Origin of the sequence: Pseudomonas capeferrum, assembly GCF_000731675.1 — a bacterium.
Classification (GTDB): Bacteria; Pseudomonadota; Gammaproteobacteria; order Pseudomonadales; family Pseudomonadaceae; genus Aquipseudomonas; species Aquipseudomonas capeferrum.
Window position 1 is genome coordinate 2,128,601 of record NZ_JMIT01000001.1, and the last position, 16,268, is coordinate 2,144,868.

Annotated in this window: 17 protein-coding genes; 6 read left to right on the forward strand and 11 right to left on the reverse strand. The window is 56.7% G+C overall.

Annotation, left to right across the window (positions count from 1 at the left end; genetic code table 11):
• Positions 1–37: 37 nt before the first annotated feature.
• A complete protein-coding gene (locus PC358_RS09570; protein ID WP_277604299.1) occupies positions 38–1,087 on the forward strand; it encodes a hypothetical protein in 1,050 nt (349 codons plus the stop codon).
• Positions 1,088–1,105: 18 nt separating this feature from the next.
• On the opposite strand, the gene PC358_RS09575 is transcribed toward PC358_RS09570, so the two are convergent.
• Positions 1,106–1,534, reverse strand: a complete 429-nt coding sequence (locus PC358_RS09575; RefSeq protein WP_033699132.1) for a PACE efflux transporter — start codon at positions 1,532–1,534, stop codon at positions 1,106–1,108.
• A gap of 104 nt (positions 1,535–1,638) precedes the next feature.
• Between PC358_RS09575 and PC358_RS09580 the strand changes: the two genes are divergently transcribed.
• Both PC358_RS09580 and mcpA read left to right on the forward strand, forming a co-directional pair.
• Positions 1,639–2,517 (forward strand): LysR family transcriptional regulator, encoded by an 879-nt coding sequence (locus tag PC358_RS09580; RefSeq protein WP_033699134.1) that lies wholly within the window; start codon positions 1,639–1,641, stop codon positions 2,515–2,517.
• Positions 2,518–2,656: 139 nt separating this feature from the next.
• Positions 2,657–4,543, forward strand: a complete 1,887-nt coding sequence (gene mcpA, locus PC358_RS09585; protein WP_033699136.1) for a methyl-accepting chemotaxis protein McpA — start codon at positions 2,657–2,659, stop codon at positions 4,541–4,543.
• 69 nt (positions 4,544–4,612) lie between these two features.
• On the opposite strand, the gene PC358_RS09590 is transcribed toward mcpA, so the two are convergent.
• The 3 genes from PC358_RS09590 to PC358_RS09600 form a co-directional block, all read right to left on the reverse strand.
• The gene (locus PC358_RS09590) at positions 4,613–5,677 is read right to left on the reverse strand and encodes a YkvI family membrane protein (RefSeq protein WP_033699137.1); all 1,065 of its coding nucleotides are present in this window, start codon (positions 5,675–5,677) and stop codon (positions 4,613–4,615) included.
• A gap of 82 nt (positions 5,678–5,759) precedes the next feature.
• Entirely contained in the window at positions 5,760–6,134 is a 375-nt protein-coding gene (locus PC358_RS09595; RefSeq protein WP_033699138.1) for a RidA family protein, read from the reverse strand.
• Positions 6,135–6,146: 12 nt separating this feature from the next.
• On the reverse strand, positions 6,147–7,283 hold the full coding sequence (locus PC358_RS09600) for an NAD(P)/FAD-dependent oxidoreductase (protein ID WP_033699139.1): 1,137 nt from the start codon (positions 7,281–7,283) through the stop codon (positions 6,147–6,149).
• Between the two features lie 115 nt (positions 7,284–7,398).
• Between PC358_RS09600 and PC358_RS09605 the strand changes: the two genes are divergently transcribed.
• A complete protein-coding gene (locus PC358_RS09605; protein WP_033699140.1) occupies positions 7,399–8,004 on the forward strand; it encodes a helix-turn-helix domain-containing protein in 606 nt (201 codons plus the stop codon).
• A gap of 132 nt (positions 8,005–8,136) precedes the next feature.
• Positions 8,137–8,922: a sulfite exporter TauE/SafE family protein gene (locus tag PC358_RS09610; protein ID WP_033699141.1), complete on the forward strand. Its 786-nt coding sequence runs from the start codon at positions 8,137–8,139 to the stop codon at positions 8,920–8,922.
• 16 nt (positions 8,923–8,938) lie between these two features.
• On the opposite strand, the gene PC358_RS09615 is transcribed toward PC358_RS09610, so the two are convergent.
• The gene (locus PC358_RS09615) at positions 8,939–9,487 is read right to left on the reverse strand and encodes a histidine phosphatase family protein (protein ID WP_033699143.1); all 549 of its coding nucleotides are present in this window, start codon (positions 9,485–9,487) and stop codon (positions 8,939–8,941) included.
• A gap of 381 nt (positions 9,488–9,868) precedes the next feature.
• On the opposite strand from PC358_RS09615, the gene PC358_RS26650 reads away from it, so the two are divergent.
• Positions 9,869–10,162 carry an aminotransferase class I/II-fold pyridoxal phosphate-dependent enzyme gene (locus PC358_RS26650; protein ID WP_156056781.1) on the forward strand — a complete coding sequence of 98 codons (294 nt, stop codon included), beginning with the start codon at positions 9,869–9,871 and terminating at the stop codon, positions 10,160–10,162.
• Positions 10,163–10,724: 562 nt separating this feature from the next.
• On the opposite strand, the gene PC358_RS28400 is transcribed toward PC358_RS26650, so the two are convergent.
• From PC358_RS28400 to PC358_RS09630, 6 genes are all read right to left on the reverse strand, one after another.
• A complete protein-coding gene (locus tag PC358_RS28400; RefSeq protein ID WP_077068477.1) occupies positions 10,725–10,916 on the reverse strand; it encodes a rubredoxin in 192 nt (63 codons plus the stop codon).
• A gap of 30 nt (positions 10,917–10,946) precedes the next feature.
• Positions 10,947–11,897 (reverse strand): LysR family transcriptional regulator, encoded by a 951-nt coding sequence (locus tag PC358_RS27045; RefSeq protein ID WP_081874728.1) that lies wholly within the window; start codon positions 11,895–11,897, stop codon positions 10,947–10,949.
• A gap of 86 nt (positions 11,898–11,983) precedes the next feature.
• Positions 11,984–12,847, reverse strand: a complete 864-nt coding sequence (locus PC358_RS27050; RefSeq protein ID WP_077068479.1) for a DMT family transporter — start codon at positions 12,845–12,847, stop codon at positions 11,984–11,986.
• 40 nt (positions 12,848–12,887) lie between these two features.
• Positions 12,888–14,111, reverse strand: a complete 1,224-nt coding sequence (locus PC358_RS27055) for a cation:proton antiporter (protein ID WP_077068480.1) — start codon at positions 14,109–14,111, stop codon at positions 12,888–12,890.
• Positions 14,112–14,156: 45 nt separating this feature from the next.
• A complete protein-coding gene (locus PC358_RS27060; protein ID WP_081874729.1) occupies positions 14,157–15,389 on the reverse strand; it encodes an ATP-grasp domain-containing protein in 1,233 nt (410 codons plus the stop codon).
• Positions 15,386–16,264, reverse strand: coding sequence for an iron-containing redox enzyme family protein (locus tag PC358_RS09630; RefSeq protein ID WP_050506085.1), 879 nt, complete (start codon positions 16,262–16,264; stop codon positions 15,386–15,388). The genes PC358_RS27060 and PC358_RS09630 overlap by 4 nt, the downstream gene beginning before the upstream one ends.
• Positions 16,265–16,268 lie beyond the last annotated feature (4 nt).

Consider the following 16,268-nt stretch of genomic DNA (forward strand, 5'->3'; position numbering starts at 1 on the left):
AGCCTCTACCCAGGGAGGCGGCCGCGTGAGCTCGCGTATGCCGTTACTGCTGCTTTGCCTGCTGTTGGCCCTCGGCGGCTGCGCGGGCAAGCATCCGCCTGCCCCGCCACCTGCCGCGGTGCTGACCCCGGCCACGTGGCAGCGCATCGATCAGGACCTGATCGATGCCTCGGTGGGCGCTGCAGGTTCTGCCAACGACTATGCCCGGCGCTCCATGCGGGTGTGGAAGGACCAGGTGCAGCAACGTACCGAAAGTGAGTTCATCCCATGGTTCACCGGTTATTGGACCCAGCAATGGCTGACCCTCAAGGTGGCCTGGTACAAGCTCGACAGCGGTGAAGGCCGCGAGCCTGCGCAGAAACGCCTGGCGCTGTACCTTCAGGAGCAGTACCACGAGCGGGTGATCGAGCCGGTGGCCGAGCAGATCAACCCGGAGGGCATCCGCGACCGTGCCTGTGAGCTGTATGTGCAGTTGCTCGGCCAGCAACTGCCGGCCATCATCGCCCGCTACAACGCGCCGCCCGAGCAACTCAGCCAACGCCTCAATCGCATACCCGCCATCGCCCTGGGCCCACCCGATGCGCGCAACGCCAGCCTCTATCAACTGCTGCGCGCCAAGTCGCTGGACCAGCAACCGGCCTGGCAAGCCATGCGCCAGCATCTGCACGAGCAAGCCAGCAAAGGGCCTGGGCAGACCGACGTGGGGCTGTCATCGGTGGCCACGCGGGCCAGCGAGAAACTCGGTGCCACCCTGGCCCCGCGCGGCATTGCCAGCGCCGTGGCTTCGGCGGTGGGCAAGGTGGCCGGGGCGATGATCTCGGTGGCGGCGGCAGGCTACGGCATGATCACCCACGACCGTGAGCAACCGCAGATGGTCGAGCAGTTGCGGGTGATCCTCAATGTCGCGCTGAACCAGGAATGGCAGGAGCTGATGGAAAACCGCCAGAGCGGGGCGATGGCCGGCGTCTATTACCTGTCGGGGCAGGTCGAGGACAACCTGCTGGCCAGCGCGCCGCGGCCGGTGGAGCCCGTGGAGCCGCAGGCAGAACAGAAGCAGACGCCACTGTTGATACGCCTGCCGCCGTAGCGGTTAGCGGTACCGGCCTCAGGCAGTGGCCAGCGCTGAGCGGGGCAAGCCGAAAATCCGGTCGAACGCCCAGTTGTAGGCAAAGGTGTAGCACGGCACCAGAATGATGAATGCCAGGTCCACCACAAACGCCTCCACCAGGCTCATGCCCAGCCACCAGGCAATCAGCGGAATCAAGTACACCACCAAGGTCAGCTGAAACCCGATGGCATGTGCCACACGCCGCCCCACGCTGCGCCCGCGCTTGGCCTGGCGGCTCTCCCAGCGCTCGAACAGCGTGTTGTAGATCAGGTTCCAGAGCATGGCGATGGTGGTGATCATCACGGCCAGTGGCCCGGTGTGGGACGCCTCAGTGTCTGACAGATACGCCAGCCCGAGGGTCGACATGCACAGCCCGATCAATTCATAAAACGTCACGTAGACCAATTTGCGTTTAACGCCCTGCACCCCGTTTTACCTCTATTTGACTAACAACGATGGGGCGGGAGAATGCTTCAATCTTCTTGACAGTAAAAGTCAGCAGCTGTCAGATCAACTGACAGGAGGCTGCCATGAACTTTTCCAGCGACAACATCCAGCTGTTTCTCGCCGTGCTCGATCGCGGCTCGTTCTCTGCGGCCGCGCGCGCGTTGCACCGCGTGCCCTCGGCGGTAAGCATGGCCATCGGCAACCTGGAGGCAGAGCTCGGCTACAGCCTGTTTGAACGTGGCCCGCGCGAAGTCCGCGCGACCGCCCAAGCCTTGGCCCTGGAGCCCCATGCCAGGCTGATCGCCGAACAGCTAGGGCTGTTGCAAGTACATGCCCTGGAGCTGTCCCAAGGGCTTGAGAGCAGCCTGACTATCGCCGTGATCCCGGACATCGACCATCGCCCGCTGCTGGCCGCCATCGCCCAGCTTGGTGAACGCTACCCGCTGCTCGATATCGCACTGCTCAGCGCCCCGCAGGAAGACGCCCTGCACCTGCTCGACAGTGGCCGCGCCGACCTCTGCGTGGCCTTCGCCGGCCTGCAGGTGGATGCCCGCCGCGGCTTTCAGCACATCGGCATGGAATCGCTGGTGGCAACGCTGTCACCCGCGCACCCGGCCGTGCTCGAAGACCGCGTTCACTACCTCGAAGACCTGATCAACGTGCGCCAGATCCTGGTGCGCAGCCGCGACCTGCCGCTGACCGACCCGCGCGCACTGATTGGTGCCACGCACTGGTCCACCGACAGCTTCGATGTCGCCCTGCAGATGGTCGAGGCCGGCCTCGGCTGGGGGGACCTGCCACTCTCGCGCATCGCACCGCTGCTAGCGGCCGGGCGTCTGGTGCGGCTGGGCTTTCGCAATACCCGCAACGAGTTGCAGTTGCCCGTGCACCTTTTGTGGCGCAAGCAGCAGCCGCTGCAGCAGGCGGCGCGTTTGTTGATTGAGCAGCTGTCCATGCGTTGAACGCCGTTCGTCGAAACGTCCTAAAGAAATTTCGCCAAGTGTTTCAATTTTTTAGCCCGCAAGCCGATAGCCAATCGACAGGGCGCAGCGCGTCATGAGCGCGCTACGCCCTCCCCTCATTGGCCCAAGGTCTCGAAACATGAACCTGAAATTTCGCCACAAGATCCTGCTCAGCGCCTGCGGCGTCGTGGTCCTGGCTTTTGCCCTGTTCACGCTCTACAACGACTACCTGCAACGCAACACCATTCGCCAAAACATCGAGTCTTCGGTGCAGCAATCCGGTGAGCTAACCGCCAGCAGCGTGCAGAACTGGATGAGCGGGCGCATCCTGGTGCTGGAAAACCTGGCCCAGGACATCGGCCAGCAAGGTGCCGGTGACACCCTGGCCGGGTTTATCGAGCAGCCTTCTTACACGCGCAATTTCCTGTTCACCTACCTGGGCCAGGCCAACGGCGCATTCACCCAGCGCCCCGACGCGCAGATGCCCGCCGGTTACGACCCCCGCCAGCGCCCGTGGTACAGCACCGCGGCGAGCGCCGGGCAAACCGTGTTGACCCCGCCCTACCAAGGCGCCGTCGGCGGCCTGGTGGTGACCATTGCCACCCCTGTGAAAAGCAAGGCCAATGGCGAGCTGATCGGCGTGGTAGGCGGTGACGTCACCCTCGATACCCTGGTAGAGATCATCAACTCGGTCGATTTCGGCGGCATCGGCCACGCCTTCCTTGCCGACAGCAATGGCCAGGTAATCGTCAGCCCCGATAAAGACCAGGTGATGAAAAACCTCAAAGACATCTACCCTGGCAGTGGCCTGCGCGTCGCGTCGGGCATGCAGGATGTCACCCTCAACGGCCAGGAACGCCTCATCTCCTTCGCGCCCGTTTCCGGCCTGCCTTCCGCACAGTGGTACATCGGCCTGTCGATCGACAAGGACAAGGCCTACGCCGCCCTTGACCAGTTCCGCACGTCGGCAATCATCGCCATGCTCATCGCCGTAGCGGCCATCGCCGGCCTGTTGGGCTTGTTGATCCCGGTGCTGATGCAACCGCTGACCACCATGGGCCGTGCCATGCGCGACATCGCCGAAGGCGAAGGCGACCTGACCCGCCGCCTGGCCGTGCAGAACAAGGACGAGTTCGGCGAACTGGCCACCTCGTTCAACCGCTTCGTCGAACGCATCCATGCCTCGATCAGCGAAGTGTCCTCGGCCACCCGCCTGGTGCATGACCTGTCGGAAAAGGTCGTCAATGCCTCCAACGCTTCGATCACCGGCTCCGAAGAACAAAGCATGCGCACCAACAGCGTGGCGGCGGCGATCAACGAGCTGGGCGCCGCCACCCAGGAGATCGCCCGCAACGCGGCCGACGCCTCGCAGCATGCCAGCGGTGCCAGCGAGCAGGCCCATGGCGGCCGCGAAGTGGTCGAGGAAGCGATCAGTGCCATGACCGCCCTGTCGCAGCGCATCAGCGAGTCCTGCGCGCAGATCGAAACGCTCAATGCCAGCACTGATGAGATCGGCAAGATCCTCGATGTGATCAAGGGCATCTCGCAGCAGACCAACTTGCTGGCGCTCAACGCTGCCATCGAGGCAGCCCGTGCCGGTGAGGCCGGCCGAGGCTTTGCCGTGGTCGCCGACGAGGTACGCAACCTGGCGCACCGCACCCAGGAATCGGCCGAAGAAATCCACCGCATGATCACCAGCCTGCAGGTGGGTTCACGCGAGGCGGTGCATACCATGAACACCAGCCAGGTCTCCAGCGAGCAGACCGTGCAGGTGGCCAACCAGGCCGGCGTGCGCCTGGCCAGCGTGACCCAGCGTATCGGTGAGATCGATGGCATGAACCAGTCAGTGGCCACTGCCACCGAAGAACAGACCGCCGTGGTCGAGAGCCTCAACCTGGACATTACCCAGATCAACGCCCTCAACCAGCAAGGCGTCGAGAACCTGAACGAAACATTGCTGCACTGCGATCAACTGGCCCAACAGGCTGGCCGCTTGAAGCAGCTGGTAGGCAGCTTCAGAATCTGAGTGCCGCTGTAACGCAAGCCGCTCCTGTAGGAGCGGCCTTGCGTCGCGATGGGCTGCAAAGCAGCCCCCCTACACCACCACCACCTTCGCAGCCTTACCCCGCCGCACCCAAGCCACCAACACCGCCGCCATCAGCACAAACCCCAGGTACCCAAACAGCGGATACACCTCGCCCACCAAGCTGATGAACCCCACCAGGCTGCAGCCGAACGCCACAACCCCGGTCACCACCGAGCCCCAGCGAAACTTCGCCGTACCCGCCGGCAACAGCCGCGACAGGAACGAGAACATCGTCCCCACCGCCGTGTTGACGATCATGCCGAAGATGATCAGGCACATCACCACCCCCAACACCGGCGACACCTCATTAGCGATCGACAGCATCGGCATCGGCAGGTCGGCGACACTGTCCAGGCGTGACAACAGCCCGGCGGTCATCACCAGCATCAAGCCGCCCAGCGCCGCCCCCCCCAGCAAGCCACCCCACACCGCCGTCTTCTCGCCTTTGGCCGAGCCCCCCAGAATGGCCAGGATCGGCGCACCGGCAACGATGTTGTAGGACACATACAGAAACGCGCCCAGCAGCCAATGGCGCGTGCCTGCCTGCTGCTGGCTGGCCAGGTGGTCGAGGTCGGCGAAACTCTGTTCACGGGTGAACACGGCATACAGTGCAATCGCCGAAGCCACCAGAATCAGCAACGGGGTGATCGCGCCGATGGCCAGGATCACCTTGCGCACGTCCAGGCACACGATGCCCACCACCACGAGCGTTACCAGCACACTGCCGGTCAATGCCGGGATGCCGAACTGCTGCTCCAGCAAAGCACCGCCACCGGCCAGCATGACCACGGTGACGGCGAACATGAAGAAGGTGATCAGCCAATCGACGAACAGGCCCAGGTGACGGCCACAGATGGCCTGGATCACATCTTTGTGCGAAGTGGCCCGCTGGCGGTTGCCCAACCCCGCCAGGGCCATGCCGAGGAAGGTGAACAAGACCGCGCTGACCATCGCGCCAACCAACCCCCAGACCCCGAAATCGACAAAGAACAACAGCAGTTCCCGCCCCGAAGCAAAGCCCGCCCCTACGATCACGCCGACAAAGGCGCCGGCGATTTTCAGCTGCTCTTGCATGTGAACCTCTGTATTTATTGTTGTTAGGTGTGTTTGAGCGCCACGCATTCCTGTATAGAAGCGGCCTTGCCAGGGCGACCTGTCACTCCCCGATAAACGCCTGCACTTCGATTTCTACATCGACCCCCAGTGCCAATGCCGAGGCCACCGTCGAGCGCACAGGCAATGCGGCGCCGAAGAACTCTTTGTAAACCTCGTTGAAACCGGCAAAGTGGCTCATGTCCGAAAGCCACACCGTGGCCTTCACCACCTGGTCGAAATTCGCCCCACAGGCCGCCAGGCTTTCGCCGATGCGCTCGCAGGCAGCGCGGGTCTGGGTCTGAATATCCCCCCGTACCACTTCACCGCCGGCACTCATCGGCACCTGCCCGGACAGGAACAGAAAACCGCCCGCCTTCACCGCACGCGAAAACGGAAACGGCAAGCTGCTGGGGAAACGCTGGATGTCATTGCTCATGAGTAGCTCCTTTCAAGGTTGCTGGAAACGTGCCGGGGACAAGCGCTCGGGCGCCACCCCCTGGCTGACAAGGCTAGGGCACAACGGCTGACCGAGCAGCAGGTCGGCCGCCAGGCGTGAAGCCCCTGCGGCCGACTGGATGCCATAACCACCTTGTGCCGCCAGCCAGAAGAACGCGGGGCTGCCCGCATCGAAACCGATCACCAAGTCGCCATCGGCTACGAATGAACGTAAACCGGCCCAGCTGTGGCTCGGGCGGCGGATACTTAGCGTGGTCATGGCTTCGATGTTGTAGATGCCCAGTGCCACATCGAGCTCCTCGGGCGCAGCGTCCTGGGGTTCGACCGGGTCGGCGTTGGCCGGCGAACCAAGCAACTGGCCGGCGTCGGGCTTGAAGTAGAAGCTCTCGTCAACGCCGATCACCGCCGGCCAGCGGGCGAAGTCCTGGTCTGCCGGCCCTGGGAAGGTGAAGGCGCTGCGCCGGCACGGTTGCAGGCCGATGGCGCCCACGCCGCACTGCTCGGCGACACGGTCGGCCCAGGCACCGGCGGCATTGACCAGTCGACGTGCCTGGAGATGGCTGCCATCGCTCAGTTGCACCTGCCATACCCCGTCTAGGTAGCAGGCCTGGGCCAACTCGGCATTGCAGCGCAGCTCGCCGCCGGCAGCGCGATAGCCGCGCAAAAAACCCTGGTGCAGCGCGTGCACGTCCAGGTCCATGGCGCCCGGCTCCAGTACCGCGCCCGCCAGCACTTCAGCGCGCAAGCTCGGCACCAGGGCCAGGGCCGCATCGCGGTCGAGCAGGCTGACGTCGGTGCCGTTGGCCAAGTTCTGCGCGTGGGCCTGTTCGAGCAGTTGCCGTTGCTCGACGCTGGCGACATAGAGACAGCCGCGCGGTTCAAGCAGGGGGTGTTCGCAGAAGCCTTGTGGCGGCGCTTCATAGAACGCGCGGCTGGCGCGGGTCAGGGCTTGGATCTGCGGGGTGCCGTAGGCCTCCATGAACATCGCGGCCGAGCGCCCCGTCGAGTGGTAGCCCGGTTGCGACTCGCGCTCGAGCAGCAGCACCCGTTGCTGGCCCGCCAGACGATAGCCCAGCGAGGCGCCGGCGATTCCGGCGCCAATGATCAAGGTGTCGTAGATCGTGGTCATGCGCGCTCCTACCCCCATAATTATCATTTATGAGAATTCTAATATATGAGAATTTAGAGATGCGCAAGTGTCCAAGGTAATATGCCCGACCAACGCCGTATGCCGAGTGCACCGAATGCCCGATGACCGCCCCGATGCTTTGCCCCTGCTAGACCGCGCCGCCGTAGGCAGGCGCCTGCGCCAGGTGCGCAAGGCCCGCCAGCTGACCCTCAAGCAGTTGTCCGAAGCCAGCGGCGTGCCGGTGTCGACGTTGTCGAAAATGGAGCTCGCCCAAGTCTCGGTCAGTTACGAAAAACTGGCCGCCGCCGCCCGCGCCCTGAATGTCGATATCGCCCAGTTGTTTCGTGCCAGCGGCACGGCCGATACGCCAGTACCGGTGACGGTGGTGGTTGATTCACTGGCGGCCGTTGCGGGCTATGCGACCGGCACCTACGACTATCACCCGATTGCCGGCGCCTTCCCCGAGCGCCGCATGACCCCGGCCTATGCCCGCATCATCGCCCGCGAACGCGGGCAGTTCGACGATTTTATCCGCCATCCTGGCCAGGAGTTCGCCTTGGTCATCTGCGGGCGTGTGCGTATCGAGTTCGAGACCGGTGAAGCGGTCAGCATCGGCCCGCAGGAGACCGCGTACTTCAACAGCCAGGTGGGGCATATCTATCTGTCGGAAAGCGAGGATGGCGGGGATGCGCATGTGATGGTGGTCATGACAGACCGTTAAGGCGCGCTTTCACGCACCTGTGCAGACGCCACGCGGTTATAACCTAATAACGAACAAGTCTATTTGGCTATAAAAAATTCTATATGCTGGCTTCCATCCGATAACGGGCAAAGTTGGGCAGTCGAGTAGCGTATGGATGTAGGTTCTTTCGGTTTCACCCTTGCCGGGCTGGTTGTAGGTTTCATCGTCGGCATGACCGGCGTGGGCGGCGGCTCGCTGATGACCCCTATCCTCTTGTGGTTTGGCATCAACCCGGCCACCGCTGTCGGCACCGACCTGCTGTATGCCGCCATCACCAAGGCCAGTGGCGTCTGGGTGCATGCCCGCAACAAGAACATCGACTGGAAAATCACCGGCCTGCTGAGCCTGGGCAGCGTACCCGCCGCCGCCATCACCCTGTGGTTCCTCAGTACCCTGCACACCGACACCTCGGCGCTCAACGCCATCATCAAACAGGGCCTGGCGGTGGTGTTGATCCTCACCGCACTGGCCATTCTGTTCAAGTCGCGCCTGCAGGCCTTCGCCAGCCGCCATGCCGGTGATCACTACCACCTCAGCGACCGCAGCCTCAACACGCTTACCGTGCTCACTGGCGTGGTGCTGGGTGTCATGGTCACCCTCACCTCCATCGGCGCCGGTGCCTTGGGCACCGTGGCACTGTTCCTGCTGTACCCGTTCCTGGTCACCCGCCGCCTGGTCGGCACCGAAATCGCCCATGCGGTACCGCTGACCCTGGTCGCGGGCCTAGGCCACGCCGGCATGGGCAACATGGACTGGTCGTTGCTGGGTTACCTGCTGCTCGGCTCGCTGCCGGGTATCTACATGGGCAGCCACCTCACCGGGCGCATTTCTGACCGCGTGCTGCGCCCGTGCCTGGCGGCGATGCTGCTGCTGATCGGCTACAAGCTGGCGTTCTGAACCACGCTTGCCGCCGCTAAGCGCCCAGACGCAGCCGCCACTGCCCGGCAAAGCTGAGTTCAAGGCGCGATAGCGGCAGCACATCGATGCGCTGGTGGGTGCTCAACGGGCACCCCAACAGCTGTACCAGCACGGCACGGATGACCATAGGGTGGGTCACTGCCAGCCACTCGCCCGGCGTGTCGAACGCCGCCAGCCAAGCCGCCACGCGCTGGCACAGTTGCGCAAAAGACTCCCCGCCATGTGGCGCGCTGTGCGGATTATCCAACCACTCGGACAACGCCTGCGGGTTCTGCGCCTGCAACTGCTTGAGCGACAGCCCCTGCCACTGCCCCAAGTCGCAATCTGCCAACGCAGGCTCGACACGCGCCTGTGTCTGCGCCGATAACCAAGCCGCCGTCTCGCAAGCTCGGCGCTCCGGCGCTGTCAGTACCTGCATAGCAGGCCCGATTGCCACAGGCGGCTGCACCAGCGCCAGCATGCCGTCTTTGGGCGTGGGCAAGCGCCCGGTCTTCTGGGCTTGAGTCAGGGCATGGCAAACAAGGGTCAGGCGAATGGCTTTCACCGGTGCTTCCTTCATGGCAGGCGGGGGCAAATGGTTTAGCATGCGATGATGTTTTTTTCTGCAACAAGATGCACCACCTAGGCTATTTGCCACTAGTAAGTCCCTTTCAGACGGGTCTTCCCCTGCTGTAACCTTAGAAAACAAAGAAGTTGCTGCATGACCGATATGACACGTCGATCGTTGGTAGGCCTGTGCATGTCCCTACCGCTGCTCGGCTAGCTAAGTTGGGCCAGTGAACCCCAACGGCTGCCAGCCCTCGCCCGGTATGTATCAACTACAACGAAAGCCCCTTGGCCCCAAACTCGGCAGCCCGCCAGGCGATGAGCGAGGGTATCAGCCTGTACAGATGCTATCCTTACTACGCACTGTATCGACTGATTGATGTATTGGCCGGCTAGCATGGGCCTGGACAAGGAGCAGGGGTTCTGTGGCTCCAAACTGGCCCAGCAGCATGCGGTGATGGTATTTACCGGGACGCGCAGCCTGGTGGTGGCCGAACCGTCTTATGAAGCGACGGCGCAAGCCGCCGAAGGTCGTGGTACCACTGTGCACAGCATCAACCTGAACGCCAGCCACGCTCACGACATAGACGCTATGCTCGCGGCCGACCGCTCACCGGGGCTAATCTGCCTGTGCAACCCCAACAACCCAACTGGTAGTTTGACACCACGCTAGGCCATCGAACGATTGCTCACGCATAAACCGGTCGGCAGCGTGGTATGTAGTGGACTAGGCCTAAATTTATTTCAACGACGCCCAGATCTGCATCGGCGCGGTCAAGGAATAGCCTGAGCTACTGGTACTGCAGACCTTCTGCAAACTCTATGGCATGACAGGTGCGGCCTGAGCCTGGCCATTGCTCAGCCGCCGCTGCTGAAACGGCCAGAATCTATCCGCTGCCCCCACGCTGATGGCAGACCTGGCCAGCCTGCAAGACCGCCAGTTGATCCCCCAACGCAAGGCCGAAAACGCCCGCCTGCGTGAACAGACGATCACCTGGCTGGGCGAACGTGGCTTATGTGTGAGCGTTGGAGATGAATAGGACATACAGCGGTTCGCGAGGCGTTTGCCAAGGTGATGCTGGGAACAAAAAACTCACTACAGATCTCACCCCCCTAAAACATCCAATAACTTCGAGTTTCAACCTGCAACATATTAGAAAGAAAACCGAGAAGCAAGGTAGCCACAGCAACAGATTGACCAGGCATCTCTAACCATACGTTAAATAGAGCTTGGTCTATCCGCTCTCTCCACTTGTATCAACCATACATTTAGAAAAGTACGCTTTGTTTACTCCGCAATCCGGACACACCCAGTCACCAGGGAGATCAATAAAATCTATTTCAACCAAAACGCCTGACTCTTGGCACACCTGAACCCCATCATATTCATACCAACACTTGTGACAAATATATCGACCTTCATTCATATTCTCACAACCCCGCTAAAGAAGAAAGATTCATAAGCGTGTTTTTTTCCAACCCTGACTAGCGGCTGCGAGCTCACTCAAAAGATATGAAACCATGACTTTAACTCGTTTCGACAAAAACCTTCCAGATTGATAAACGACCCATGCAGTACCCTGTGGTTCCCCTTTAAAAACCCAATCAGGCAGCAAAACCTGCAACCTATTGTCTCCAATTGCTTCTGCAGCCAAGCACACAGGCAAACAAGAGATACCAACACCCGAAAGTGTGGCAGTTAACGTAGCCTCAGGACACTCTGACAAATATCTACCTGGAATTACTACATCACAGCTTTCTGAGACCGATGAGAATCTCCAACATTGTTTATCAGGGTCCCCCACGAAAGGTATACAGCTATGCGAGGTCAAGTCTGAAGGATGATTAGGCCTACTAGATTCCCTGAAATAATTTTCAGCCGCACAAATCACAAAGTCAATCTCGCAGAGCCTGCGCGCGATCATGCCCTCCGGAGGTCTATCAGTTATTATTATTCCCAGATCAATGCCATCTGATATAAAGTCAAACCTTTCACCACACAGCATTTGGACATCCACTTCTCTGTATCGAGACAAAAAAGCAGGAATCAACTTACTACACGCCGCATACAATGATTTTGTCACTGCAATGCGTAGCAAGCCCTGGGGATTTTCTGTAAGCTTATCTTTTAATCTAAAAAAATTAGCTGACGATTCAAGCACACTTTTGCAGTACCCATAAACCTCCTCTCCCTCCGGGTTTAATTTCAAGTTTCGCGTCGTTCGCTCTAGCAGCCTCAAAGATAATACGCTCTCCAACTTTGTAATTTGCTTACTAATTGAAGAGGCAGTGACACCCAGCCTGACGGAAGCTTCGACAAAACTCCCACTTTCAACAACCACAGCAAATGTCGCCATGCAGGGCAATATATCAACATGACTTTTTGGTAGGTAGCCTTTAGATTCCATTTCTTGACCACTCACTTTTATGTAAATGTGGCGCTACTGCATCGCACCGCCTTCACCTCTAATTTACAAATCCCAAGACCCAGCCATTAAACCAAATGCAACACTACCGCACCAGCTAAGACCAAGACAATACCCAGCCATTGCAACAAAGTTAATCTATCCCTATAAAATATGTAACCAAGAACAGCAGCCACCCCTCCTGAAAGTGTACTAATTACCGTCACAATCGCAACAGACCCACTGAGCGCTCCATATGAAAAAGCTGTAAACCCCCCTAAATTAAATAGACTAGCGCCACCTAGCGCCCCATAAGAACTCAACCCAATTCTTTTTTTAGTTTTCACACTGAAAACCAGTGGCATCAGAAGCAAAGTCCCAACCAAGTAACTCATCCACAACATATTCACGGCACCGACAGCAGGCAACGCGTAATTTCCTTGAACCCAGAAACTGCTCCCATAAAGGATGGCAGCTATCAGAGCAAAGCAGATTGCACCTCCCTCCTTCCTATTGCCCATAAACCCATGAGACTTATGCCCCAACCCTACAAGCATTACACCGAACGCGCACACTCCTAACCCAAGAATCTGGTAAGAGGTCAGAGTATCACCACTCATCCACGCCAATAATGTCGTAAAAATACCGTACGACGTTACCAACGGAGCAATTATTGCGATTCTTCCATGCTCGAAGGCTCTAGTAAGTGAAACGGCACCAATTAAGGTTAGAATTGCGGCCGACGCACATATAAGGACAACATCCCCAGGCAATCTAATGATGAATGAGAACCCACTGCTGGATACGAATACGAAACCACTCAGCATGAGAAACCCTATCAACTGACTGAAGAATACAGAATATTTCACACCAAAGGTTCGCGCATTCACTCCTACTAAATAATCAGTAACCCCCCAACACAAAGCGGCCACAAGCCCCATTATCACATCCATTTTTCGACCTTCTTAAGTTGCGCCAAAAGGCGAATGATCGTCACCCCTTTGGACATCCGCTATCCTGCCCAAAATAACTATTTAAGAAGACCAACATTGGAACTGTCAACATCATGGATGCGACAGAAAGGATCAATAGCACAGTATAGGAATCGTCTGACAAGAGCCCCTCTCGATATCCTACAGCCAGTACAACCAACTCAGCAGTACCTTTCGTACTCATTAATATCCCGAGCTGCATTGACGCACGCTGCCTCATGCCTACAAGTAATCCCGCAATATAGCATCTGATAATTTTGCTAATTGTGGCCCCTAATAAAAATACGAACAACCAGAACCAAATATGCATCTGTGAAAGGCCACTTACAGAAATCATTCCCCCAGAAGCTATAAAAAACATAGGAATAACAAGCTGCCTGATACCAAGTAGGTACTTATCCCAAGCACCTTTGACCCCAGCTACATCACCCACCACATAAGCAGCTAATAAAGCGCCAACTGAGCTATGAACCCCAAAAAATTCTGTCAACTGCGAGGAGCTAAGCACAATTATAAATGTCACCACCACCTTCACACCATCACCAAGCCCAGCCACTAACTGTGACTTCATTATTTTCGGCCTCACTACAAGCAGCATAGTCGCGACATAAATAAGCCCAACCCCTAAATTTAATGCAATGCCGCCTCCTGCCCCAGCGCCCCACACAATTAAAATAACAGCCAACGCACACCAGACAAAAATATCTGTATACACTGCTGCAACAACAGCAACGCGCCCTGCTTTAGCCTCAACTATCGCAATATCATCCAGAAGCAAAACCAGAACAGGGAGCGCAGTAACTGAGAATGCAACACCACAAAACAAAATATAACCAAGCAGGGTATGCTGCAACCCCATATCTTCACTAGAATAGAAGGCTAAAACCCCACCAACAGCAAAAGACGTTACAACACCAAAGAATGCAACCAAAGCAATTTTACTATTACTGAGATCTCCTTCTCTTCGAGAAATACCGTGCCAGCATACCTCTACTAAGATTATTATCAACCCGAGCTCACCAAGGGCATTCAACAAACCCCTAAACTCAGGTAACCCAATGTGGAATGCGATGCTTGGTAGATAGGCGTCAAATATAGCCGGTCCCATAAGCATACCTGTAACTATATCACCCAGCACTCTAGGTTGCCCGAGCGCTACTACCGCCCTTCTACAGACCACGCATACAAACACTAAAACCAAAATTACAACTATCAACTTAGACATGATAACACCGTGCCGATCACCTCCAAAAAATCAAACCTCGTTAACTCAGTCGCAAATCAGCGCAAGTGTTTTATGTACAAAGTCAGAGTCTCTAGCCAATACCTCCTGACTTTCATGAACAAGGTAAACCATGCCCCAAGATGATAGAAAATCTCGCGTCCGCCCTACAATTTCGCCCTCCACTACTGATAATTCCAACATATAAAATGAGTCAAGGCCTTCCACCTTCTCCAATCCGGATATATTTTTTACCACTCCAGACACATTGCAAATCAAGCAGCAAATACAAAAGTGCCTGCTAAACTCAACCGATTCAAACGCCCTCGAAAATCCACCCAGATAGACATCTATGTTTAGCTCATAGCAATTCACACCAGAACAAGCCTCTATTAACCTCGGAACATTCGCCCCTGGCAATCGGCCATTCTGCTCAATAATCAGCGGCCCATTCGAGCCGATCTTTAACTCGATATCATTAATACCCCAGAAAAATTCAAGAGCACTATTAACCTCTGACGCATATGAGAATGCGAGAAGCGCCCGACTATCATTAAGAGAAAGTGAGCGTATATTTTTATAGATACTTGGATTGCCATCTGCCTCGACCTTCTCGTACTTAGCAAAGCACAGCATTACCTTATGCCCACTCAGACCGCAATTCGCAGTCACAACAAAATACTCATCACCCGCCAAGTACTTTTCGACCAGCGTATAAAACTCGCCATCAGATTGGATTTCTCTATCTTTTTCGACAGCCTGAACTGCCGCGTACAACTCTCGATGATTACGGCAAACCTTTACATTGCGGCTACCCGTGCCCTGAGCCGGCTTCACGACTAACGGGTAGTCATTTTTCTTGAATGTATCAATCTTAAGCTCCTCTAGCCTGACTCCACGAGCCCAAGTAGCCGATACGCCTGCAGCAATTAACTTTTCTTTCAACTCTAATTTATTTACTCGGGCCTGGGAGCTTTCAACGGGATTACCGAGCAAACCATACATACTACTGAGCGCATCGGAAAACTTAATACCCACGTCAGAACCCGGGATAACTGCACGAATACTGTACCGAGAAAGCGCTTGCATTGCTTCATCAAGGTCATCTGCATAAACAATAGATTCAAACTCATTTAGGTTTTGTAGACGACGAACCGCTTCAGACAACCGCTTAACGCTGATTAAAGCTATACTCAAGTAGCCGTGTTTTTGAATCTCCGCACCGTAATAACACGCAGAACTTATCGGATCCACAACAACCACAGCTGAAAGCTTAGTCATTGAGAGATACTCCGCATCATCTGGTACATGTGATGATAATAACGCAGCGCCACGTTATAACGAATGCTAACACCCAGCGCTAGTTCTCGGACAACCTCCTCCCCACTACCGGCATAATAATCCAGAACAACCTCTAGCCACGCATTACTATGCCGGGTATCGATACTAATATGAGACTGGTGATACGCTATTACTTTTTTCGGTACCTGTAGTCGTTCAAGAGCTTCTGTAGTTGCCCGAAAACGGACAGGGGCCGAACCTTCAATGATTCCTATAGCACCGATCAGTCTTACATTGTATTCCCGCCTCAGCGCCCACATCAACAGAACATTACCATTCATAAGGCACTCTAACGTTGGTTGCTCTGCTGTTATGTTTGCCTGCCGCAGGATATCTCGCATGAAGATAGAGGAATCTTTGAACATCATAGTGTGGACCGCAGCGGCATTGCCATTCCCCATTTCATCCCAATAGTTCTCCGCCGCCACCATCTTCGGCTTTAGTGGCATCCCCAGCTGCACCATAGCCATTAAATCATCGAATGCCCCATCCACTAGCTCTTCCATGCATATGTAATAGGCTATTTGCTCTAAACTTGCTTGCCGCCTCAAAAACTCGATGAAGAATCGGATATCGGAATTCATCCTCCGCTCCATAACCAAATACCAGCTTATGAACTCTGCTTTGACCTTAGGCAGTCCAGCCAAGTCAATACAACCCTCTTCAACCGCATTCCAATTATTTTCTAATGAATATACTGAACGCCTCAGCGTTTCAGCATCCCTGCCAAAACCGATTATGCTTTCGGGCGCACCAAATGCCTTTTTGTAATATACAGCAAGCTGTTTTTGTTCCTCATAAACCAGAGCACCCATAGTT